Raw genomic sequence first — 23667 nt, forward strand, 5'->3', positions numbered from 1 at the left:
ACGGTGGGCGCGATCAATGTCCTACGGGCCGGGCTGGTCCGTCGCGAAGCCGCACCGGCATAGCGAGAAGCCCCCTCGTTCACGAGGGGGAGGAGTCACCTTCCGGCCTTGACGGGAGTCACCGACGTCGGAGGTCGTGATCGCTTCGAAATCGCCAAATCCGGGCCGGAAGTCGTCTGGACCACACCGCAGTCTTGAACGTGCCTGTCCGGTTCTGCTTGGGTGGCGGACCAATGGCCGTCGTCCGGCGGCCCGTAGGGGGAATGGTTTCTGTGCTGGGCCGGCAATGGGGGCATGAACGCGCCGCGCGACCGTACCGGGGGCTGAACCGGGGCCACGGGTCGTCCGTCCGCGTACCGTCCCGCCGCTGAGCAGGCGGGGCGAGTCATCCCGGCCGCACATCACACACCCTTCATGCAGACCAGAGGAAGGTGCATGAGGTACTTCCGTCTGCTCGTCCTGGGCAACGGCATCTCGGCGTACGGCAGTTACCTGAACATGGTGGCGCTGAACGTGTTCGTCTACGACGCCACCGGCAGCGCGCTGGCCGCCGGCCTCTTCATGGCCGTACGCCTCGCGACCAGTGTCGTGTCGGGCTGGGTGAGCGGCCGTCTCGTCTCGGCGTTCGACCGCAAGCGCCTGATGGTCGGCGCCGATCTGTGCCAGGCAGCGGCGCTGCTGACGCTGCTGCTCGCCCCGGACGGTGTGCGCCCCGGACTGCTGTACGCCCTCGCGGTCGTCACGGGCGGCTGCTCGACGCTGTCCCAGGTGGCCCTGCGCAGCAGCATCCCGGAGATCGTCGGTGCCGAGCACCGCGTCCGGGCCAACGGGCTCCTGGTGACCGGGCGTTCGCTCGCCATGATCGCTGGGTTCGCCTCGTCGGGCCTGGTGGTGGCCGAGCTCGGCTACTCCGCGGCGTTCGCGCTGGACGCCGCGACCTTCCTGGTCTCCGCGACGGTGCTGTTCCTGCTGCCCGTACGCACCAGGGCTGCCAAGACGGACAGCGCGGCCGGCGACGGCGCCGAGTCCTCCGCCGCCGCCCGCTGGACGGCCCGGATGCTGCTGGGCACGGCCCCGGTGCTGATGGCGATGATCGCCGTCCGGGCGGTGGACGGGCTGGGCTCCTCGTCCCACAACGTCGCGCTGCCCCTCTACTCCAGCAGCCTGGATCCGGACCATCCGGCGACGTTCATCAGCCAGTTCTGGGCCACGTGGGCCATCGGCAGCATCGTCGCCCAGCAGGTGATCGGCCGGGTCACCAAGAAGACCGGGCGTACCCCGGGGGAGCGGGCGTTCGCGCTCGGTGCGTGCGTCATGTCGGCCGGTTTCATCCTGGTGTTCAGCGGGCTGCCGACCGTGACGGCCGTCATCGCCGCGCTCGTCGCCGGAGCCGCCGACGGATTCACCGAGATCGTGTACGTGTCCAGGCTCCAGACCGCCCCCGACGACCAGCGCGGCCGCCTCTTCGGGCTCTCCGCCTCGGCCGAGAACACCGGCTTCGGGCTCGGCATGCTTGTCAGCGGCGCCCTCCTGGAGACCTTCTCACCGCTGCAGGTCGTGGCCGCCTTCCACGGCCTCGCGATCGCTCTGTGCCTCGCCCTGCTTCTGCTGCTGGTCAGCAGGGGGCGAACGGCCGTGCGGGGTGCGGCGGAACCGGCGGGGAGTCAGAGACCGACGGTGACGGAGGGGCGTGGCTGATGGGCACGAGCGAACCGGCCCCGTGGGAGGCCCTCGATCCGGATCCGCGCATGGCCGTGATCGGCATGGCCTTCCGGCTGCCCGGCGCCGACACCCCCGAGGAGTTCTGGCGCGTCATCCGGGACGGCACGGACTGCATCACGCGTTTCACGCAGGAAGAGCTGGCGGCGGCCGGTGTCCCCGCCGAGGAGTACCGGGCGGCGGACTTCGTCGGCGCCTCCGGTGTGCTGGACGACATCGCCGGCTTCGACGCGCAGCACTTCGCGATGAGCGCCCGCGAGGCCCGGCTCACCGACCCCCAGCACCGCATGTTCCTGGAGTGCGCCCAGCACGCCTTGGAGAACGCCGGCTACCCGGACGAACGGGACGGCACCCGCGTCGGCGTCTACGCCAGCACCGGCTACCACCTCTACACGCTGCAGAACTACCTCCTGAACAACGTTCTGCCGAGCAGGCCCGTCACCGACTGGATGACGGGCATGCAGCTGACCGTCGGCAACTACGCCGACTTCACGGCCACCCGTGTCGCCCACCGGCTGGGCCTCACCGGACCCGCCGTCAACGTTCAGACGGGCTGCTCCAGTTCCCTGGTCGGTGTGCAGTCGGCCGCGCAGTCGCTGCTCATGGGCGACTGCGACGTCGCCCTCGTCGGTGCCACCGCCGTCCATGTGCCGCAGATCCTGGGCTACCGCTACGTCAAGGGCTCGATCCTCTCCAAGTCCGGCCGCCTGCGGGCCTTCGACGCCGGCGCCGACGGCACCGTGGGAGGCACGGGCGTCCTGGCCGTCGTACTGAAGCGGCTGGCCCGGGCCGTCGCCGACGGCGACACGATCCACGGCGTCATACGCGGCTGGGGCATCAGCAACGACGGCGCCGACAAGACGACGTTCACCGCGCCGAGCGCACGGGGCCAGCGAGCCGCCATCCGTCAGGCCTTACGCAGGGCCGGCATCGGCGCGGACACCATCGGCTACCTGGAGACCCACGGCACCGGCACGCTCAAGGGTGACCCGATCGAGTTCGACGGCGCGGCCGGCGCCTACCGCGAGGACACCGACCGCAACGGCACATGCGCCCTCGGCTCGACCAAGGCCAACATCGGCCATCTCGACGCGGCCTCCGGACTGGCCGGCCTGGTCAAGACCCTGCTGGTCCTGCGGCACGGCGTCATCCCCCCGATGGCGAACTTCAGCGAGCCCAACCCGCTCATCGACCTCGACAACAGTCCCTTCTACATTCCCCGGACCGCCAGGCCCTGGCCCGACAGCGACGTGCCGCGCCGCGCGGGGCTGACCTCGCTCGGCGTCGGCGGCACCAACGTCCATCTGATCCTGGAACAGGCTCCCGAACCGGCGCCCCGGACCGAAGCCGTCGCCCCGCCGGACGTGCTGCTGGTCTCCGGGAGCACCCCGCAGGCCCTGGCGGACAACGCCCGCGCCCTGAGCGACCGGCTGCGGCAGTCGCCCGAACCGTACTTCGCGGACCTCGTCACCACGGCCGCCCTCGGCCGCGCCCACGGCCGTCACCGGCTCGCGGTCCGTGGCTCCACCTCCAGGGTTGTCGCCGACGCCCTCGACACCTGGCTCGCCGGCACCGCGGGAGCGACGACGACCATGGGGGCGGCACCCCAGGACGGCCCCGCGCGCGTGGCGTTCCAGTTCACCGGGCAGGGCAGCCAGTACCCGGGGATGGCCGCCGACCTCCACGAGCGCTTCCCCGTCGTACGCGAGGTGCTCGACGCCTGCGAGCACCACTACCGCGACCTCACCGGCGACCCGCTGCTGACCGACCGGACAGCCGGACATGGGGCGGAGCAGGACACGGACACCGCGCAACCCGCGCTCTTCGCCCTCCAGTGCGCCCTCGTCCGGCTGTGGCGCGACACCGGCATCGAACCGCACGCCGTCACCGGCCACAGCGTCGGAGAGTACGCCGCCCTGCACGCGGCCGGAGCCCTGTCGCTCGACGACGGTCTGCGCCTGACCACCGCACGCGGCCGGTTGATGCGGCAGCGCTGCGAGCCGGGCGCGATGGTCGCGGCACCGCTCGACCGTGAGGCCGCCCTCGCCCTGGCCGCCGAGATCCCCGGCCTGGAGCCGGCCGTGACCAACGGCGAGCGAGCGCAGGTGCTCGCCGGGCCGGTGGCGGCCGTGGAACGGGCGTGCGCCCTGCTCGACGACCGCGGCACACCGGGTCACCGGCTGCCCGTGACCCGCGCCTTCCACACCGCCCTGATGGAACCGATGCTGGAGGAGTTCCGCAAGCTCCTCGACGACGTGGTCTTCCGGCCCGTACGGGTCCCCTTCGTCAGCGCACTGGACGGTGTGGCCCGCCCGCCCGGCTGGACCCCGGACACCGACCACCTCGTACGGCACACCCGCGAGCCCGTCCGCTTCGACGCGGCCCTGCGCGGCATCGGCGCACAGCGGCCCGACGTACTGCTGGAGATCGGGCCGCACACCACCCTCAGCGGCCTCGCCCGCCGAGCGCTGCCCGAGGTGCGGTCGCTGCCCTCGCTGCGGCGCGGCACCGGGCTCGGCACCCTCTGGGGTGCGGCCGCCGGCCTGCACTGCGCGGGCGCGGACGTCGACTGGCGGGTGCTGCTGGCCGGCAGCGGGGGCAGGCGCATCCCGCTGCCCGGCTACCGATTCCAGCACAAGGACCACTGGACCGGGCCGGAGTTGACGGCCCCGCGCACGGGAACATCAGCGAGAGAGGAAGCGGAAGTGGTTCAGCAAGAGGCAGTGGTCGGGCCCGTACTTCACAGCGTCGTCGAGGCGACCGCCCGGCACCTCGGCGAGGATCCGTCGGCGATCGGCGGCGACGCGTCCTTCTTCGACCTCGGCGCCGACTCGCTGCAGATGATCAGTGTGCTGCGGGAGCTGGAGCAGGAGCACCAGGTCAAGGTGACGATGCGCCAGCTGTTCGAGGAGACCGGTACGCCGCGCCGGCTCGCGGAGTTCATCGTCGCCCGCATGCCGGCGCCGCCACCGCAGGACGCCCCGCAGCCTGGCTTCGCGGCGGAGCGCGAGCCCACGGTCGCCTCATTCGCTCCCGAGCCCGTGGCCGCCGCGCCCGCTCGCGAGCCCGTGGCCGCCGTACCCGCTGCCGAATACGCGACTCGCGAAGAGCTGGAGAACCTCGCCCACAAGCTCCAGCAGATGTCCCGGATACAGCTGCAGATGATGACCCAGCTCTCCCAGCTGCTCGCCCTCCAGACCGCCACCACCGCGGACCGCCTCAACGGCAGGGCGGCCCAGTGAGCGGACTGAACGGCATGTCCGCCGCATTGGACCAGGACCTCGCGGCGATGGCCGAGCTCTCGCAGCGCATCGCCGAGCAGATGCGGGCGGGCGCCGGTACCCCCACCTCGGACGAACAGTCGCCGAAGCCGCCGCTCGTCCACGGCCCCCGCGTGACGGTCGCGAGGGCCTCCGGCATGGTGCGGGGCGCCTCCCCGCACACCCAGCAGGAGCACCTGGACGACCTCGTACGCCGCTACACCGCCAAGACGCCGACCTCCAAGCGGATCGCCCAGCGCTACCGCCGTGTCCTGGCCGACAGCCGGGCCGTCGTCGGCTTCCGCAGCGGCACGAAGGAGATGCTGTACCCGATCGCGGGCCACCGGGCGAGCGGGGCACGACTGCAGGACGTCGACGGCAACGAGTACGTCGACATCACGATGGGTTTCGGCGTCCTCCTCTTCGGCCACGAGCCGGACTTCGTCACCGAGGCCGTCCGCGAGCACCTCTCCCGCGGCATCCAGCTCGGCCCGCGCACCATCGAGACCGGCGAGGCCGCGGAACTCCTCGCCGAACTGACCGGCCTGGAGCGCGTGGCGTTCGCCAACTCCGGTACGGAGGCCAACTCGGCGGCCATCCGCCTCGCCCGCGCCGCCACCGGCCGCGACAAGATCGTCACCTTCCGGGGCGCCTACCACGGCCACGCCGACAACGTCCTCGGCCGCACCTCGGCCGGCGGCGCCGACCAGCTCACCGTTCCCGTCTCCCGCGGCATCCCGCAGGCCGCCGTCGCCGATCTGCTGGTCCTCGAGTACGGCAGCGACACCGCCCTGGAGACCATCGCCCGGCACGCCGACGACATCGCCGCAATCGTCGTGGAGCCGGTGCAGAGCAGGCATCCGTCGCTCCAACCGGTCGAATTCGTGCGGAAGTTGCGGGACCTGACCCGCCGCCGCGGCATCGTGCTGCTCTTCGACGAGATGCTGACCGGATTCCGCCCCGCCCTGCGCGGCGCGCAGGAGCTGTACGGCGTCACCCCGGACCTCGCCACCTACGGCAAGCTGCTCGGCGGCGGCTTCCCCATCGGCGCCATCGCGGGCCGCGCCGACATCATGGACGGCGTCGACGGCGGCCACTGGTCGTACGGCGACGACAGCTACCCACCCGCCGACACCACCTTCTTCGGCGGTACGTACATCCAGCACCCCGTGTCGATGGTCGCCGCGCGCGCCGTACTGACCCACCTCAAGGAGCACAGCCCCCGTCTGCAGGAGCGGCTCAACGCGCGTACCGCCGAACTGGCCGCGACGCTGAACGGCTTCTTCGAGGACGAGGAGTACCCGCTGCGGATGAGCCACTTCGGCTCCCAGTTCCGCTTCGAGCACCGCGCCGACATGGAACTCCTGTACCACCACCTGATGCTGCGCGGCGTGCACGTCTGGGAGTGGCGCAACTTCTTCCTGTCCACCGCCCACTCGGACGGCGACATCGAGTTCGTGGCGGACGCCGTACGGGATTCACTGCGCGAGCTGCGGTCGGCGGGCTTCTTTCCGGGCGGGCGGCCCGCGGCGCCGAAGGCCGCGCCACCAAAGCCGGAGCCCAAGCCTGCGCCGACGCCCGCCCCGGTGGCCGCCATGGCCTGGAACGCCGCGGCCGTCACCGGATCCCGCACGGCACCCGTGCGCCGAACCGCCCCGCGCACCCCCGACTTCAGCGTCTACTTCTTCGGCGACTACCCGCAGGACGCGTCGGCACCGCGGCAAGGGCAGTACGAACTCCTCATGGACGTCGCCCGGTTCGCCGACCGGCACGGCTTCCACGCGCTGTGGATGCCCGAGCGCCACTTCCACTCCTTCGGCGGGCTCTTCCCCAACCCGGCGGTGCTGGCGGCCGCGCTGTCCCGTGAGACCGAGCGCATACGGCTCAACGCGGGCTCCGTCGTCCTGCCGCTCCACGACCCGATCCGGGTCGCCGAGGAGTGGTCGATGGTCGACAACCTCTCCGGCGGGCGTGTCGGCATCGGCGTCGCCAGTGGCTGGAGCGCCAAGGACTTCGCCTTCTTCCCCGACCGTTTCGGCCGGCACAAGGAGCTGATGTACGAACAGCTGGCGGAGGTACGGAAGTTGTGGCGCGGCGACGCGGTGCGCCGGACCACCGGTGACGGCGAGGCCGAGCTGCGGCTCTTCCCACGGCCGGTCCAGGACGCTCCACCCCTGTACACCGCGGTGGTCGGCAATCCCGCCTCGTACGAACTCGCCGCCCGCCACGACCTGGGCATCGTCACCAACCTCATGAGCCAGACCGTCGAACAGCTCCGGGAGAACATCGCCCGCTACCGCCGAACCCGGGCCCGGCACGGCCTGGACCCGGACGCCGGGCGAGTGGCGGTCCTGCTGCACACCTACCTCGCGGAGGACCACGACACCGCGCGGACACAGGCGTACGAACCGCTGTCCCGCTATATGCGCGCGTCCCTGTCCGTGTTCAGCGGCGTCACCAACAGCCTCGGCCACCACATCGACCTCGCCGCGCTGAGCGAGGACGACCTGGAGGCGGTGTTCCGCCGCGCCTACGGCCGTTACTGCGACCAGCGCGCCCTGATCGGCACGGTGGACAGCGTCCGTCCGGTGGTGGACGCGGTGACCGAGGCCGGTGCCGACGAGATCGTGGCACTGGTCGACTTCGGCGTCGCACCGGACGCACTGCGCGCCGGCCTCCCACGCCTGGACGCCCTGCGCCGCCACCACGGCCGGGGGCTCGCTGCGGGGTCGCGACCCGCTGAGTCCGCCCGGGCCGAAACCGCCCGGGCCGAACCCGCCCCCGTCGACGCGCCCTTGTCGCCCGGCCAGGAACGGATCTGGTTCCTCGAGCGCCTCCTTCCGGGACGCACCGCCTACAACGAGGTCAAGGCGATCCGCCTGGACGGCCCGCTCGACATACCCGCTCTGCATGCGGCAGTTCGCGGCCTCGTCGCCCGTCACGAGGGGCTGCGAACCGTCTTCCGCGACACCGGAGGCGAGCCCCGGCAGGTCGTGCGAGTGTCGACCGAGCCCGAATTCGAGGTCGTGGACCGCCCGCTTCAGGACGTCCTGGCCGCCGAGAGCGCGCGCCACTTCGACCTGGCGAACGGCCCCCTGTTCGTCACCCGGCTGGTCAGGCTCGGCGTGGCGGAGCACGTGCTCGTCCTCTCCCTCCACCACATCGTGGTCGACGCGGCCTCAGCCACCGTCCTCGCCCGTGACCTGTCCGCCCTCTACCGCAGCGCATACGACGGCACCGCCCCCGACCTCCCCGAGCTCACCTGGAGCTACGCCGACCACGCCAGGGAACAGGCGGCCTGCGCCGACGGCCCCGAAGCCGACGAGGACCTGGCCTACTGGCGCCGCACCCTCGGCGGAGACCTGCCCGTCCTCGCCCTGCCCACCGACCGGCCGCGCCCCGCGACGATGACCTCCAACGGCCGGGCGGTCTTCCACACCCTCGACCCGGAACTCTCCAAAAAGCTGCGGGAGTTGAGCCGCGCCCGCCGCAGCACCCTGTTCATGACGCTGCTCGCCGGGTACGCGGCGATGCTGCACCGGATCAGCGGACAGACGGACATCGTCGTCGGCACCCCGATCTCGGACCGGCCCGAGCGGGCCGAGCACGTGCTCGGGTTCTTCGTGAACACGCTCGCACTGCGCTTCGACCTGTCCGGCGACCCCGCGTTCGGCACGCTGCTGGACCGCGTGCGCACGGTCGCCCTCGACGCGTACGACCACGCGCGCGTGCCCTTCGAGACGGTGGTGCGCGAGCTCGCCCCGCCCAGGGCGGTTGACCGGACACCGGTGTTCCAGACGTTCGCCGAGTTCCAGCGCGCCGAGCCGTTCCGCTTCGACCTGCCCGGCATCGAGGCCACACCGCTGGACGCCGGCCCGGACAAGTCCCTGACGGATCTGACCGTCTACTTCACCGACCAGCCGCACGGCATCCGCTGCCATCTGGAGTACAACACCGACCTGTTCGACCAGGAGACCGTCGAGCGGTTCTTCGCCACGTTCCGGGACCTGCTCGCGGCGGCCGTCGACACACCCGAGGCACCGCTGTCGCGGCTCGCTCCGGCAGCCGTCGACGGGGAGCCCGTGCCGCCGTCCTGGCGACACGGCCCGTCCCGCCCGCTCGCCGCCACCCCCGTCCACGACCTGGTCGCACGGCAGGCCGCGGCGCTGCCCGACCGCACGGCCGTGATCAGCGGCGACAGCACACTGACGTACCGCGAACTGGACGACCGCGCTGAGCAGTTGGCCGCCGCCCTGCGGGCACAGCCCCCGACGGGCACGGGCGAGGTGGCCCTGTGGCTGCCGCGCTGCGCCGACCTCGTCGTCGCCATGCTCGCCGTACTCAAGGCGGGCCGCGCCTATGTGCCGCTCGATCCGTCCCTCGGCCGGCCACGCGCCGAGCAGGTCATCGCCGAGTGCGGAGCCCGGATCGTGGTGTCGACGCGCGACGAGGCGGCCGCACTGAAGCTGCCCGCGGGCGTCACCGTCGTACCGCCGGACGCGACCGCACACCACGCGCCGCCCACGACGTCCCCGACCGATCCCCGGTCCCCGTGCTGCGTCCTCTACACCTCGGGCAGCACCGGCACCCCCAAGGGTGTCGTGGTGACCCACCAGGGAGTCGTCGACCTGTGCGAATGGCAGCACCGGCGCTTCGCGTTCACGTCCGCCGACCGCAGCGCCGTCGTGTGCAGCCAGAGTTTCGACGCCTCACTCCTGGAGATCTGGCCGGCGCTGACCACGGGAGCGTCGGTCACCATCGCCGGCGAGGACCTGCGCCGGGATCCGCTCGCCCTGGCACGGTGGTACGCCGAGCAGGGCGCCACCTTCTCCATCCTCCCCACCGCCCTGGGCGAACAACTGCTGCGACTGCCCGCCGGCGACCAGCCGCCGCTGCGTCACCTGCTGCTCGGCGGCGACGTGCTGCGCACCCGCCCGCGGCCCGAGGCGCCGTACGAGACGGTGAACGTGTACGGACCCACCGAGGTCACCGTGCTCTGCACCACGGAAACCGTGTCCCCGCAGGACCAGCACCCCGCCCGCCCGATCGCCATCGGCCGCCCGGCCGACAACGTACGGCTGAGCGTGCTCGACGCGTCCGGCAGTCCGGTGCCCGTCGGCACGGTGGGGGAGTTGTACGTCGGCGGACCGGGCGTGGCCCTCGGCTATCTGCACCGCCCCGGACTCACCGAGGAGCGCTTCCTGCCGGACCCGGACGGCGGTCCGGACGCGCGCAGGTACCGCACGGGCGACCTCGTCCGCTGGACGGTCGACGGGAAGCTGGAGTTCTGCGGACGGGCCGATGACCAGGTGAAGATCCGTGGCTTCCGGGTCGAGCCGGAGGAGGTCTCCCGCGTGCTCAACGCCCTGGACGGGGTGCGCGAGGCGGCCGTGCTGGCCCGCCACAACGATCGAGGAGAGGCCTACCTCGCGGCGTACGCCGTACCCGCCGACCCGATCGGCGCGGCGGCCGACGACCGGCAGGCCGTCGCCGACCTCCTCGCCGAGGACTTGGCGTCCCGGCTCCCGGAGTACCTCGTGCCGCGCGCCTGGCGGGTCCTGCCCGCCCTGCCCGTGACCGGCAACGGCAAACTGGACCGATCCGCGCTGCCGGCGCCCGACCTCGTCACCACGGCACCGAACCGAACGCCGTCCGGCGTCGGCCGGGAACCGGCGGACGGTCACCGCACCGACGTCGAGCGGCGTGTCCGCGAGCTGTGGGCGGCCGAGTTCGGCGTCGACGCCGACGGCATCGCGGCGGACGCCTCGTTCTTCGACCTGGGCGGCCACTCCATCACCGCGATGCGGCTGGTCAACCGGGTCCGCGAGGAGTTCGGCACCGAGTACCCGATGCTGCGCTTCTACGAGGAGCCGACACTGCGCGCCATGACTGACCGACTCTCCCCGGCCCTGGGCGAGATGACGGGGGGTCCGCGGGCGGGCGGGGCCGGCACCGTGGAACGCAGGGCACCCGCCACCGCGCAACAGGCCCGTTTCGCCACGGTGCATGCCGGCCATCTCCTCCCGCAGGTCTTCAACGTAGCCCTGCGGATCACCCTCTCCGGCGAGCTGGACGTGGCGGCCCTGCGCACCGCCTTCACCCGGCTCGTCGAGCGTCACGAGGGACTGCGCACCCGCCTGGCCCGCAGCGGGGACGGCTGGGAGCAGCAGGTCCTGCGGCCCGGACCGGTGGAGCTGCCGGTCGAGGACGTCTGCGCGCGGCCGGAGCGGGAGCGGCAGGCCGCCCTGGAACGGGCCAGTGCCGACGCCGCCGAGACACCGCTCGATCCCACCGACGGGACCCCGATGGCGGTGCGTCTCGTACGCACCGGCGACAGCTCGTGGGTGCTGCTCCTCGTCCTGCACCACTCCGCGTGCGACGGATGGTCCGTCAGCCTGCTGCTGCGGGAGCTGGCCGTGCTCTACGGCTCCGCCGTGGCGGGCGAACCGCACGCCCTGCCGCCCGTGCGGTGCCAGCCCGTCGCGTACGCGCGATGGCAACAGGAGCAGACCGACGAGGCCGCCGACGAACACAAGCTGCGGTTCTGGGTGCGTGAACTCGACGGAGTGCCGTTCACCGTCGACCTGCCCCTGGACCGGCCCCGGCCGGAGCGGGCGAGCGGCCGGGGCGGCGCCGTGATGTTCACCGTGCCGGCCGAGCTGCGGGCCGGGGTCGAGCGACTGGCCCGGCAGCGGGGCACGACGCCGTTCGTGGTCACCGCGGCCGCACTCGGACGGCTGCTCGCACGGAAGTCCGGACAACGCGACGTCGTGTTCAACATCTCCTACGCCAACCGGGAGCGCCGCGAGTTCGAGTCCCTGCTGGCCTGCACGATCACCGGCTTTGCGCTGCCGGTGCGGGACGGGGCCGACGGTTCCTTCGCCGACCTGACGGACCGGGTCGCCCGTACGACGGTGGAGTGCATGGACCGGGCCATGCCGGTGCGCCGGATCGCGCCCGCGCTGCGGGAACTCAAGGGCGTCGAGGTGCCGGACCGGCTGGACGTCGGCTTCGCGTACCAGAGCTCACTGAACGCCGAGATCGAGCTGCCCGGGCTGACCACGGCCGTCGAGGACCTCGCCCCCGCCGCGTCCCGCACGGAACTCACCTTCGGACTGGTCCCGGCGGGGGACGAGCTCAAGGGCTTCGTGGAGTACTCGTCCGACCTGTGGGACCAGGTCACCGTCGAGGGCTGGACCCGCGACTACGTCGCCCTCCTGCGCGAGGAGGTCGACCGGGCCGTCGAGGGCTGACCGCGCCCGCGACACCGCCCCGCAGGTTGCCGGCGCACCCGGGGCGGCGTCGCGGACGCTCACGCGGCGCTGCTGCTGCGCGGCATCCCGTGCCGACACGTCACGTCGTGCTCGTTGCCGAGGCTCGTCCACCAGCGCTCGCAGCACGCCGAATCGAGCTCCGCCCTGACGATCGCCTCGGCGGCGTCGCCCTCACGCCCGGCCCGCGCGACCATCTCCAGCAGCCACCGCCGCTGTTCGCCGATCACGGTCTCCCGTACGACGGCGATGAGCGGCACGAGACCGGCGGCGGCGAACAGGCACGCGGCCCACACGGGGCCGTACCGGAATTCCAGGACCGAGGTCCAGACGAGCCCCGCGCTCGTGGCGACGTAGAGGACACAGAGGAGGCGGCTGGAGCAATTCATGGGCGTACACCGTCCTTGCGGAGGATAAATACACCTTGTCCAACTGCTGACCGCACGCGTGGACTCGGGTGATTTTTCCCACCGTGACCGAACAGTGTGGTCCATCGGTAATGCCCAGGGCCTGTCCGGCGGACCGGTCGCTATACGCGGACCGCGCTCTTCGCCTGGAACGCGGAGCGGTAGGCGTGCGGGGTCGTGCCGACCACCCGGCGGAAGCGGTCGCGGAACGCCGTCGGCGAGCCGAACCCAGCCTGCCGCGCGATCCGTTCGACCGGATGGTCGCTGTTCTCCAGCAGATACTGGGCCCGCCGCACCCGCGCCCGCAGCAGCCACTGCAGCGGCGTGGTGCCGGTCTGCTCACGGAACCGGCGGCTGAGGGTGCGCTCGCTCATACCCGAGCGCTCCGCCATCTGCGCCAGCGTGACCTCCTGGGCCAGGTTGTCCTCGATCCAATCCAGCAGGGGTTCGAGCGCCGAGCCGCGCGGTACCGGTGGGTGCTCGTGCACGATGAACTGCGCCTGCCCGCCTTCCCGTTCCAGCGGTACGACGGACACCCGCGCGGTGTGCGCGGCGACCGCCGAGCCCAGATCGCGCCGGATCATGTGCAGGCACATGTCGAGTCCCGCGGCTGCGCCGGCGGAGGTGAGGATCTGCCCGTTGTCGACGTACAGCACGTCCGGCTCGACCTCGATGTCCGGGAACCGCGCGGCAAGTTCGCCGGTGGCCATCCAGTGGGTGGTGGCGCGCAGCCCGTCCAGCAGGCCCGCCTCGGCGAGGACGAAGGCGCCCACGCACACCGACGCGATCCGTGTGCCGGCCTGCGCAGCCTGCCGGAGGGCCGCGGTGACCTCCGGGGAGGGCGGCCCGGAGTCGGCGCAGCCCGGCACGATGATCGTGTCCGCGTCCGCCAGCCCGTCGAGCCCCCGGTCGATCCGCAGCGCGAAGCCCTCCGTGGGAACCTCCGGCGACTCGGCGCACAGCCGGACCCGGTAGGGACGGCGGCCGTCCGGCAGCCGCGTCCAGCCGAACATCTGGAAGGGCGTCGCCATGTCGAACGGCACCACGTTGTCGAGAACCAGGATCGCCACGGTGTGCATGAGTGCCACCCTAGGCGGATTCTCGCCAAGGACAGAAGCCCAGGTCACGGGAGAGCGCCGGGGTAAGGCACCGGACACGGGGTTGGCGAGAATCCGTTGGAAGCTGTCATTTCAGCCTCTGTGCGATCACCGGGGAGATCCCTAACGTGGGCCGAGCCGCCCCGCGCGAGCCGATCCCGGGGCACCGATTCCCACGCCGACACGGAGAACGACACCACCCGATGACCAAGATCCTGCTCACCCTTCACGTCCTGGCCGCCATCGTCGCCGTCGGCCCCGTCACCGTCGCGGCCAGCATGTTCCCGCCGGCGGCGCGCCGCGTTCCGGCGACGGACGGAGCCGTGGCGGTGGGCACCGTCCGGCTCCTGTACCGCATCTGCCGTGTCTACGCGGGCATCGGGGTGTCGGTCCCCGTCCTCGGGCTGGCCACCGCACTGGCGATGGGAGTCCTCGGCAGCGGCTGGCTGATCACGTCGATCGCCCTGACGGCGGCGGCCGCCGGAATCCTGGTCGCCTTCGTCCTGCCCCGCCAGGAGGAACTGCTGGAGCAACTGGACGCCGAGAAGCCCGTCGAGCACTCGGCGACGGTGCAACTCGCCATGTTCACCGGCATCTTCAACCTGCTCTGGGCCACCGTCACCGTCCTGATGATCGTCCGGCCGGGCTCGACGACGGGGGCCTGACCCCTCCGGCGGGACCGGCGGAGCGGCCCACTGTCCGGGCGCCTGCTGAATCGTCAGACCCTCGCATCATCGGTGAGTTACTGTACGGACACGCTGCGTTGCCAACCCTCAGTCGAGGAGGAACCCCGTGCCATCACCCTGCGACCCCCAGCACGCTCCCGTCGGTGATGTGGGCGCAGCGCTCATGATGGTCGACTCACGGCTGAAGGCCATCTACGACGACAAGACGCAGCCCGACGCCGAACAGCGGGCGCTGACCGACCAGTTCGCCGCATCGCTGGGCCCCGGCGGAGTCGATGACATGCTGGACGGGGCGTGCACGCTCATCTACCTTTGATCTTGGCCAGTGCTCCGGCCTTCAGGCCGGATGGTGATGACCATCTCGGAATAGGGGTGACCCGCACTGGGGCACGGGTCTGCACTGTTGACCTCATCCCACGGGGCGTTTCTGCCGCTCAATGTACTGCTGTACGACGGTCAGGGGCGCCCCGCCGCAGCTTCCGGCGAAGTAGGAGCCGGACCAGAAGTGGCCGCCCCACAGGTAGCGGCGCACGTGCGTGTCGTACTCCTTGCGGAGCAGGCGGGCGGAGACGCCCTTGAGGGAGTTGACCAGCTTGGAGAGCTGGACTTTCGGTGGGTAGTGCACGAGCAGGTGTACGTGGTCCTCTTCGCCGTTGAACTGTTTGAGGTCGGCTTCGAAGTCCGTGCAGACCTCTCGCATGATCTCTTCGCAGCGCGTCAGCATCTCGTCCGTCATGGCTTCGCGCCGGTACTTGGTGACAAACACCAAGTGCACGTGCAGGTTGTCGACGACGTGACGGCCGGTGCGTACGTCAGGGTTTGGGTTCCAACGTGGTGACATAAACCAACCGTAGTAGAGTCATCGCCATGAGTGAACTCGGTCTGGTGAAGCGGCAGTTCGGACACCGTGCCCGACTGGCGCTGAGCCGTGCCGAGATCCGGCTCATGGATGACCAGGCGCACGCGGCCCGCACCATGTGGAACTGCCTGCACTCCTGGTGGCAGATGACGCCGAAGAGCGGCACGAAGCTGTCTCTCGCTGATGCGGCGATACGGCAGGCCCGCGAGGTCTCGATTACCTCGCCGTCCTTCCCGCTCAGGCCGCGCAGGCCGTCTTGAAGACGTACCACCGGGCGTGGGTGAACTGCTGGGAAGGCCGGGCCGACGAGCCGAACTATAAGGGCCGCTTCCGCTCGTCGATGTCCGTGGACATTCCGCAGGGCCGGGACCTGAACATTGTCCGAGTCCACCGTCGGTGGGGCATGGTCAACATTCCCAAGCTGGGCCGGGTCCGCTTCCGCTGGACCAAGGATCTCCCGGTCGGCAAGCGGGCGAACAAGGAGAACCGGATCACCGGCGCCCGCCTGGTCAAGGACGCGTTGGGCTGGCACATCGCCTTCCGCGTCCAGACCCTCGAACGCACACCCGAGCCGCACCACGGGCCGGAAGTCGGCATCGACGCCGGAGTGAACATCCCCCTCGCCCTCTCGAACAAGGACCACCAGGACCACAGCCGCCCGCCGCGCCTGCCGAACGGTGACTCCGACCGTGACAAGTGGCTGACCCCGAAGGAGAAGGCCAAGCTCCTCAAGCTGGAACGGCACGCCGCGCACCGCAAGACGTTCCGCAAGCGCGGGGAGAAGACCTCCAAGCGGTTGCAGCACACCTACGACCAGATCAAGCAGCTCCGAGCAAAAGCCACGCGACGAGCCTTGGACTGGCAGCACCAGACCACCACCTATCTCGCCCGCATGTACGGCGTGCTGGTGGTCGAGCAGCTCAACATCCTTGGCATGACCAAGAGCCCGGCCCCCAAGCTCGACCCCGAGCAGCAGGGCGCGTTCCTGCACAACGGAGCCAGGGCAAAGGCCGGACTCAACCGCTCCATCGCCCAGGAGGCATGGGGCCGGACCGTGAGGTTGCTGACGTACAAGACCGCCCGCTACGGCGGCCGGCTCGTCAAGGTCCCCGCCCCCCACACCTCCCAGCGATGCTCAGCCTGCGGCTTCACCACCCCCGGCAGCCGGGAGAGCCAGGAACTGTTCGTATGCAAGAACCCCGACTGCGGCTGGACGGCGAACGCCGACTGGAACGCAGCGAGGAACGTCTTGCACCTGTACCGGATCGGCCACGTCATCGTGGAGTTCCCGGCCGCCGGAAGGCGCGGTCGCAGGGCGGGTAAAACCGTCAAACCTGTCGCCGCAAGGTAGACAGGAATCCCCTTCCTGAGCGCAAGCGAAGGGAGGGGAGAACTTCAAATGTTCATGCAGTGGCTGCGGATGGCCTACGAGGACCACGGCAAGGAAGTCATCGAGTGCCATCCCCACCATGGCCGGTCTGGTTGCCGCCGCCGGCACCGGTCTGAGCCCCAGCCTGTGGCGCAAGCAGTACGGATACTGGACCGATGACGAGATGAATCCGCTCGAAGCCACCGCCTTCCTGCTCGCGGAGCACATCAACCGCATCACCGACGACCGCGACTTCGCCACCCGCATGATCAGCGAGGCTCTGTCCGGCATGGACGAAGGCTGACCTGCGGCCTCCCAAGCCGATCGACCTTCAACGGCAGACGGTCCAGGCTCGGTGACACGGAACACCCACGGCGCATCGTCGGGGTCGTGGTTCCCGTTCGTCGCCCGTCAAGCACTCTGGCAGAATTCATACTTCAGGGTGCGTCCGCGCCTAGACTCGACAGCCGTGCCCAAATGCACACAGGGCCACGACAGGAAAGGCGCGTTGACGGGTGTTCCAGGATTCCCCCATTTACGACCGGCTCATCGCGGAGCGCGGCGACATCCCCACCCAGGTGCGTCGGGAGGCCGAACGCGTCAGCCGGGAAGTCGAGTTCGCCATGCAGCCGCTGCTGAGCGGCGGCACCGCCCCGGCCCCCGTGCGACCGGCAGCCCCGGCCCCGACCTGGCAGCGCAGCGCTCTGCCGCCGGGCCCGCCGCATCTCTGATTCCGGTCAGACGACCTTCGCGCTCGCCCCGTTGACCCGCGCCTCCTGCCCGGCGGCGGGCCGGGCGAGCCACTCGGCGATGGTGCGGGCGATCGGCTGGCCCGTGTCCACCTCGACGAACCCGAACTGACCCGACTGGTTGCACTCCAGGAACCACCACGTGCCGTCGCCGTCCTCGACGAAGTCGAAGGCGCCGTAGGCGAGTTCGGCCTCCCGCAGATAGGCGTGGACGGCATCGGCGACGCGTGGCGCGACCTCGACGGGATGCCACGGCGCCTGCGACTCGGCGAAACGGACGTCCACCTCGGCCTCGGCGCCGGTCGCCATGCGGGCGGCCAGCAGCCGCTCGCCCACGGCGGTGAGACGTATGTCGGCCCGCTTGGCGACGCGCCGTTGCAGCAGCGTGGGGCCGAACGCGACGGCGGAGAAGTCCGCGTCCGGGGCCACCCTGCTGGTCGGCACCGCCCGGGGCGGATCCTGCGGATGCGCGCCGGACACCGGTTTGACCACCAGATCCGGATACCGCTCGGCGAACTCGCGGGCGGCCTGCGGAAACGTCGTGATCAAGGTGGCCGGAACGGGCAGTCCGCAACGCTGGGCCAGGCGCAACTGCCAGGGCTTGTGACGGGCCCGGCGAGCCGCGTCGGGATGGTTCATCCAGCGCGCGTCACTGCCGCGCAGCATCCCGTACAGGGCCTGCCCCGCCTCCTCCGCCAGCCAGCCGGACGGCGCGGCCGCCCGCGACGCCGGGATCCCCGGCCTGCGCAGCCAGACGGACCGCAGCCCACCGATGCTCACCAGCCGTCCCGCGGCCGACAGGTGTCCGCGGAAGGCACCGTGCACATACTCGCCCGACAGGGCGACCCCGCCGGTCAGATCGGCGGGATCGAGGCGGACCACCGGGACGCCGGACGCGTTCAGGTGCACGACCACCATGTCCGCCGTCACGTCCTCTTCGCTGGTCAGAATCAAGACGGTCATCGTCGCCGACCTGTGTTCAGTCGTCGAAGTGGGTCTTGGAGCCCGCCGTGGACGTCGTGGTCCCGAGCTCCCGCATCAACGCATGATCACAAGCGGCTATCCGCCCGTCACGGAGCACGTTCAACTGCAGCCCGGAGTCGTAGACGTACGGAGTGCTGACCTCCAACTCCGCTGCCGGCCGTGCATAGTTGAGCGCGAACGGTTGCATCGTCTCTCCCTTACAGGTGCTGCTCCGAACGAGCCTGGTCACCCGGCGCCGCTCCTCGGTCCGCCGACGCCCTTTGGTTTCCACTTACTTAAACGAATCGAACGCGTGGTTGGTTTCCTTACTTTCTGTAATCAACGGGGCCGGGCGGTCCGGCCTGGGGGGAGCGGCGCAGGGTACGCAGTGCCAGCAGGAGCACGCCGATGTCGTCCAGATACACCGGATCGGGCACCAGATCGGTCGGCAGCACGAAATAGAGCAGGGCACCCCAGAACACCCACCGCGGGCCGGTCGGCAGCCCGGCGCGGCGCAGTGTGCGCCGCGTTCGCACGAGCCGCACCAGCACCGCGACGGCCACGGCGAGCAGGACGGCCGCGAGAGCCACGGCGACGACGATCAGCGTGGTGGTCGACTCCACCGGACCCTCCTTCAGCCCTCGGTGCGCACCACGCGCACTGCTGGTCGGATTCCCGTTCGCGGCGTGCACATTGCATGACGGCGGTCACCCGGCGCACCTCTTCACCCGTCAGGACGGAAGACGCGTAATCGGCCCGGACACCTCCCTGGCCAGGTGTGCGGTCCGTCCAGCCACGCACCGGAGCGAACCCGCTCGACGCAGTACGCGGCCCCTACGAGTCCTGCGCAACCGCCGTACGCACCCACGCGCACGGGCCGACCGCAGTCGGTTCCCGTACTTCTCGCGCACCCGCTAGCGGTCCGACGCCTCCGGCTGCTCCTCGACGGCCCGGCGAGAGCGGGCCGAGCCCTTGAACCGCTCGAAGGTCCGGGTCAGCTGCTGGAGCGGGGACGCGGACGGGCCGGCGGGCGGCTGGGGCCGCGGTTCGGCCACGGCGTCGGCGGACTCCCGGTAGGCGGCCAGCGCCGCGTGCGCCTGCTCGGCGGCCTCCCGGTAGAGGTCGCGGGACTTCGTCATCGCCTCCAGCGCCTCGGCGTACATCGCCACGAGCTTGCGCTCGCGTTCGAGCTCCTCCTCCAGTGTGAGCAGCCGCCAGTCCTCTCGCAGGGCGGTGAGGGCCTCCTCGCCGCCGTCCGGCAGCGGGCGCGGCAGCGCGGCGAAACGCGTGACGGCGTGGATGAGCTCGGCCGGCTCCGAGCCGTCGAGGAAGACGCTGCGTACGGCGAAGTCGTCCACGTCGTAGTCCGACGGCGCCGGAGTCCCGGGCAGCACCACGGCACCCCCGCGTGGCACCTGAACGCCGACGTCCCGCAGCGCCCAGTTCACGACGCGCAGTTGGCTCGGCGCCGCCCGGTGCTCGACCACCCGGTGGCGCAGGCCCGGCGGCAGCATGCCGGCCAGGGGCACGCGGCCGCGCTCGTCCGTCGTCATGGCCTCGTGGACGACGACGTGGATGCTCCAGCCGTCGCGCACGGACTCCCGCAGTACGCGCCGTACATCCTTGTCGTCCGGGGGCAGCGGGTTGATGTCCCTCAGGCGCAGGCCGGTGACCGCGTCGTGGTCCCAGGGCGTGTCCGGCTCCCGGGGCCAGAACATGGCGGCCGGCGACGGCCACCGCGGGTCCCACGGGGCTTCCGCCTCCGCGGCCAGTACCCACAGCTGCCCGCTGCCGGAGTCGTGCTCGACCGTCAGCCGGGCCCGCACCGTCACCGATCCGGCGACCCGCCATCGGGCCTCGAAAATCCACTCCTGGGCACCCTCGGACTCGGGCACCTCCAGAAAGTCGTCTATGTCCCCGCTGTCCTTGAGCTGCCGCAGAGTGAGCCGGAGGACGTCCTGCGCGGCGGGTCCGGGGTGGCGGCCACGGGCCAACCACACCGAGGGCGGGGTCGTGGGGCGGGCGCTGGGGGAGCTGGGCATGGGTCCATCTGTGGGCGGGGGTACGTGGTCGTACCAGTATCGTCGCCACAGGTGGCCGTCGATCGAGCGGGGTCCGCACACGGGGTGTGCGCCGTCCGCACAGCCCGGCCGCCGTTCACTCGTGGCCCGCACCACGTCCGGTCATGACAATGGCCCGGTGAGCAGGACCCGCCCACCATCCGCATTGGGGCGGGTCCTGCTCACGCCTTGCCGCCGGGCTCAGCCGTGGTAGGTGATGTAGCCGTTGCGGTCAGGGTCGTTCGAGCTCCTGGTGTAGGAGTGCGAGTCCGCGCCGGCCCCCGAGGGCTTGTACAGGTAGATCGAGTCCTTGTCGTTGTTCCACATGAAGTTGCAGTTGTCGCGGTAGACGACGTTGCCCGCGTCGGAGTCGGTGCCGTTGCCGCCCCGGAGTTTCACGTAGTCGCCGGGCTGCAGGTAGTGGTTGGCGGTGAAGGCGAAGCGGTTGCCCGCCTTGTCCTTCACGACGTAGCCCTTGAGGTTGACCGTGGTGCCGGACGAGTAGTTCTTGATCGTCAGGTACTCCTCGTCGGTGTTGCCGGTCCGGCAGTTGTTGGAGTCGCTGCCGGGCGCGTCGTACTGGATGCCCTTGATCTTCAGCGCGGACGAGTACTCGGTGGCCTGGGCCGGGACGGCGGACAGTGCGGCCAGCGTGCCGACGGTGGCGGCGGATATGGCCAAATGGCGTATGCGCATGGAGAAACATCCCCCCTGTGTGGAGCTTCTGTGAAGATCAGGAGTGTATACAGCCGACGCGACGGCTGGAACGACTTCACCGAAATGCGAGACGCGGGTGCGTCAGTGCGGGTAGGTCCGAGGTGGCCGCTGGCGGGCGAGTTCGTCGCGGAAGTCCTCGATGACCGAGCTGATCTGGCGCATGAGCGCGGTGTTCTCCAGCCGGTCGAGATAGAGGTTGCGGCGGGCGAGGGCGGGCGCGTCGACGCAGAAGTACAGGGCCATGAGCGGATTGACGAACAGTTCGCTGTCCCTGGTCCGCTCGGTGAACCGGACGTCGCCGAAATCACCGCGTACGGCGGCGGCGACCGAACCCTGGACGATGCTCGGGTGACCCGGTGTGCACCGCTGGGCGTGCTCCACCGCCTCGAGGTAGAGGCTCGCCTCGCGGCTGTCGCGCGGCAGCGAGAACGCGCCGAGGTAGCCGCCCTCGCGGTCCAGTGCGGCGAGGTTCTCCAGCACCAGGGAGTGGTTGACGCCGTGATAAGCGTCCACCCCGAAGCCGAGGCACGCCACCAGCCGCACCGCGACCTCGTCGAGCCCGGCCACGGCGGCCAGGCTGGCCATGTCCTCCTCGGGTGTGCCCAGCCCGTGTTCGTCGCCGCGCATCAGGATGTCGGTCCCGCCGTCCACCAGCACGATGGCGTCCACGCCCTGCAGATGCTCCAGGAGCGCGCGATAGGCGTCCCTGAGCGGCCGTACGCCGGTGCGGGCGAACGCGTACACCGTGTCGGGCAGATCCTGCGCGGCCAGCCACCGTGCGAGTGTGCGCTCGGGGAAGTAGTCACCGCGGGTGGCGGTGTCCGGGCGTATCGCCGCGACGTCGTGGTCCACCCATACGCCGAGGTCCAGTCCGTACAGGTCCGCGAAGGACAGGTTGGCCAGGTGGACCTCCTTGCCGGCCGCCCGCAGCGCGAGGGCCAGTGGCACACCGGCGTACACGTCGAAGCCGCCGCCCGCGCCGGCGACGAGCACCCGCCGCGCCTCGCGCAGCCGGGTGAAGAACGGGGGTTCGAGGAGTGAGAACACCGGGGGACGCTAACAGGGGCCGATCAATGGGGCACGTGAGAAAGCCGAGAGGGCCGAGGTGAACCCCCGGCCCTCTCGGTCGGTCCGCGTCGGCGACTTACGCGCCGCTCTCCCGCAGCATGTCCTCGCGCTCGACGATCTTCACGCGCTCGCGGCCCTGCGGCTCGCCCAGCGTCTTCTCGGCGGCGTCCAGCCTGTACCAGCCCTCCCAGGTGGTGAAGCGGACCTCGCGCTCGGCGAGGAACGACTCCACGGCCTCCGGCTCCGGCGAAGCCGGCGTCTGCAGACGGCCGTTCGTGAAGTCGTCCAGGAGGTTCGACACGGTCTCGTTGGCGTCGCCCTTGGTGTGGCCGATCAGGCCGACCGGGCCGCGCCGGATCCAGCCGGTGACGTACGTCGACTGCAGGTGCTCGCCGGACTCCTGGATGACCCGGCCGCCCTCGTCCGGGACCGTGCCCGACTCGATGTCCCAGGGCAGCTTGGGGAGTTTGTCGGAGAGGTAGCCGACGGCGCGGTAGATCGCCGTGACGTCCCAGTCCTTGAACTCGCCGGTGCCCTTGACGTTGCCGGTGCCGTCGAGTGCGGTGCGCTCGGTGCGCAGGCCGACGACCTTGCCGTCCTCGCCGAGGATCTCGGTGGGCGACTCGAAGAAGTGCAGGAACAGTTTGTGCGGGCGGTCGCCGACGTCGCGGATCGCCCAGTTCTCCAGGGTCTTGGCGACCATGTCGGCCTGCTTGTTGCCGCGCCGGGTCTCGATCGAGCCCTCGTCGTAGTCGATGTCCTCGGGGTCGACGATGACCTCGATGGTGGGGGAGTGGTCGAGCTCGCGCAGCTCCATCGGGGAGAACTTCGCCTGGGCCGGGCCACGACGGCCGAACACGTGGATCTCCAGCGCCTTGTTGGCCTTGAGGCCCTCGTAGACGTTCGGCGGGATCTCCGTCGGCAGCAGCTCGTCCGCCGTCTTGGCCAGGATGCGGGCCACGTCCAGGGCGACGTTGCCGACACCGAGCACGGCGACCTTCTCCGCCTGAAGCGGCCAGGTGCGCGGCACGTCCGGGTGGCCGTCGTACCAGGAGACGAAGTCGGCCGCGCCGTACGAGCCGTCGAGGTCGATGCCGGGTATGCGCAGCTCGCGGTCGGCCATCGCGCCCGTCGAGAAGATCACGGCGTCGTAGAACGCGCGCAGGTCGTCCAGGCTGATGTCGTTCGGGTAGTCCACGTTGCCGAAGAGGCGGATCTGCGGCTTGTCGAGCACCTGGTGGAGGGCCGTGATGATGCCCTTGATGCGGGGGTGGTCGGGGGCGACGCCGTACCGGATCAGTCCGAACGGCGCCGGCATGCGCTCGAAGAGGTCGATGGACACACCGGGTTCGGCGGCCACGTCGGACTTGAGCAGGGCGTCGGCGGCGTAGATCCCGGCGGGGCCGGCTCCGACGATGGCTACCCGCAGGGGGCGGGGCATG

Annotated in this window: 15 protein-coding genes and 3 pseudogenes; 8 read left to right on the forward strand and 10 right to left on the reverse strand. The window is 70.9% G+C overall.

All coding sequences use genetic code 11. The annotated features are described in order from the left end of the window. The first annotated feature begins 435 nt into the window (after positions 1–435). Genes IF78_RS0138610 through IF78_RS0138620 form a run of 3 tightly spaced genes read left to right on the forward strand, consistent with a single transcriptional unit; the run spans position 436 to position 12232 of the window. Entirely contained in the window at positions 436–1698 is a 1263-nt protein-coding gene (locus tag IF78_RS0138610) for an MFS transporter (RefSeq protein WP_031487244.1), read from the forward strand. Continuing rightward, on the forward strand, positions 1698–4961 hold the full coding sequence (locus IF78_RS0138615) for a type I polyketide synthase (RefSeq protein WP_051828536.1): 3264 nt from the start codon (positions 1698–1700) through the stop codon (positions 4959–4961). Before IF78_RS0138610 ends, IF78_RS0138615 begins: the two co-directional genes overlap by 1 nt. 14 nt (positions 4962–4975) lie before the next feature. Then, on the forward strand, positions 4976–12232 hold the full coding sequence (locus tag IF78_RS0138620) for a non-ribosomal peptide synthetase (RefSeq protein WP_031487242.1): 7257 nt from the start codon (positions 4976–4978) through the stop codon (positions 12230–12232). A 59-nt stretch (positions 12233–12291) separates the two neighbouring features. On the opposite strand, the gene IF78_RS0138625 is transcribed toward IF78_RS0138620, so the two are convergent. Both IF78_RS0138625 and IF78_RS0138630 read right to left on the reverse strand, forming a co-directional pair. Continuing rightward, entirely contained in the window at positions 12292–12639 is a 348-nt protein-coding gene (locus tag IF78_RS0138625) for a hypothetical protein (protein WP_031487241.1), read from the reverse strand. 140 nt (positions 12640–12779) lie between these two features. Further along, on the reverse strand, positions 12780–13736 hold the full coding sequence (locus IF78_RS0138630) for a GlxA family transcriptional regulator (protein ID WP_031487240.1): 957 nt from the start codon (positions 13734–13736) through the stop codon (positions 12780–12782). Between the two features lie 221 nt (positions 13737–13957). On the opposite strand from IF78_RS0138630, the gene IF78_RS0138635 reads away from it, so the two are divergent. After that, positions 13958–14419 carry a DUF2269 family protein gene (locus tag IF78_RS0138635; protein WP_031487239.1) on the forward strand — a complete coding sequence of 154 codons (462 nt, stop codon included), beginning with the start codon at positions 13958–13960 and terminating at the stop codon, positions 14417–14419. 127 nt (positions 14420–14546) lie between these two features. Continuing rightward, positions 14547–14753: pseudogene (locus IF78_RS44355) on the forward strand (hypothetical protein); the annotation flags it as partial. 96 nt (positions 14754–14849) lie between these two features. On the opposite strand, the gene tnpA reads toward IF78_RS44355, so the two are convergent. Next, positions 14850–15281, reverse strand: a complete 432-nt coding sequence (gene tnpA / locus IF78_RS0138645) for an IS200/IS605 family transposase (protein WP_037644064.1) — start codon at positions 15279–15281, stop codon at positions 14850–14852. A 26-nt stretch (positions 15282–15307) separates the two neighbouring features. Between tnpA and IF78_RS44360 the strand changes: the two are divergent. The 3 genes and pseudogenes from IF78_RS44360 to IF78_RS0138660 all read left to right on the forward strand — a co-directional run bounded on the left by IF78_RS44360 (position 15308) and on the right by IF78_RS0138660 (position 17399). Next, positions 15308–16650, forward strand: a pseudogene (locus tag IF78_RS44360) (RNA-guided endonuclease InsQ/TnpB family protein). A gap of 42 nt (positions 16651–16692) precedes the next feature. Then, positions 16693–16972: pseudogene (locus tag IF78_RS44365) on the forward strand (hypothetical protein); the annotation flags it as partial. Between the two features lie 211 nt (positions 16973–17183). Continuing rightward, complete coding sequence (locus tag IF78_RS0138660; RefSeq protein WP_031487237.1) at positions 17184–17399, forward strand: hypothetical protein; 216 nt, start codon at positions 17184–17186, stop codon at positions 17397–17399. 6 nt (positions 17400–17405) lie between these two features. Here the strand turns inward: IF78_RS0138660 and tgmB are convergent, their stop codons facing one another. The 7 genes from tgmB to IF78_RS0138695 all read right to left on the reverse strand — a co-directional run bounded on the left by tgmB (position 17406) and on the right by IF78_RS0138695 (position 23666). Then, the gene (tgmB, locus tag IF78_RS0138665; RefSeq protein ID WP_031487236.1) at positions 17406–18380 is read right to left on the reverse strand and encodes an ATP-grasp ribosomal peptide maturase; all 975 of its coding nucleotides are present in this window, start codon (positions 18378–18380) and stop codon (positions 17406–17408) included. A gap of 16 nt (positions 18381–18396) precedes the next feature. Next, positions 18397–18588, reverse strand: a complete 192-nt coding sequence (tgmA, locus tag IF78_RS0138670; RefSeq protein WP_031487235.1) for a putative ATP-grasp-modified RiPP — start codon at positions 18586–18588, stop codon at positions 18397–18399. Positions 18589–18706: 118 nt separating this feature from the next. After that, complete coding sequence (locus IF78_RS0138675; RefSeq protein ID WP_031487234.1) at positions 18707–19003, reverse strand: DUF1232 domain-containing protein; 297 nt, start codon at positions 19001–19003, stop codon at positions 18707–18709. Positions 19004–19294: 291 nt separating this feature from the next. Then, positions 19295–20422, reverse strand: coding sequence for a hypothetical protein (locus IF78_RS0138680; protein ID WP_031487233.1), 1128 nt, complete (start codon positions 20420–20422; stop codon positions 19295–19297). 219 nt (positions 20423–20641) lie between these two features. Next, the gene (locus IF78_RS0138685; protein ID WP_031487232.1) at positions 20642–21136 is read right to left on the reverse strand and encodes a lamin tail domain-containing protein; all 495 of its coding nucleotides are present in this window, start codon (positions 21134–21136) and stop codon (positions 20642–20644) included. A 102-nt stretch (positions 21137–21238) separates the two neighbouring features. Then, entirely contained in the window at positions 21239–22204 is a 966-nt protein-coding gene (locus IF78_RS0138690; protein ID WP_031487231.1) for a DUF1152 domain-containing protein, read from the reverse strand. A gap of 97 nt (positions 22205–22301) precedes the next feature. After that, a complete protein-coding gene (locus IF78_RS0138695; RefSeq protein ID WP_031487230.1) occupies positions 22302–23666 on the reverse strand; it encodes an FAD-dependent oxidoreductase in 1365 nt (454 codons plus the stop codon). Position 23667 lies beyond the last annotated feature (1 nt).

It is taken from the genome of Streptomyces bicolor, from assembly GCF_000719285.1.
Taxonomy (GTDB): Bacteria; Actinomycetota; Actinomycetes; order Streptomycetales; family Streptomycetaceae; genus Streptomyces; species Streptomyces bicolor.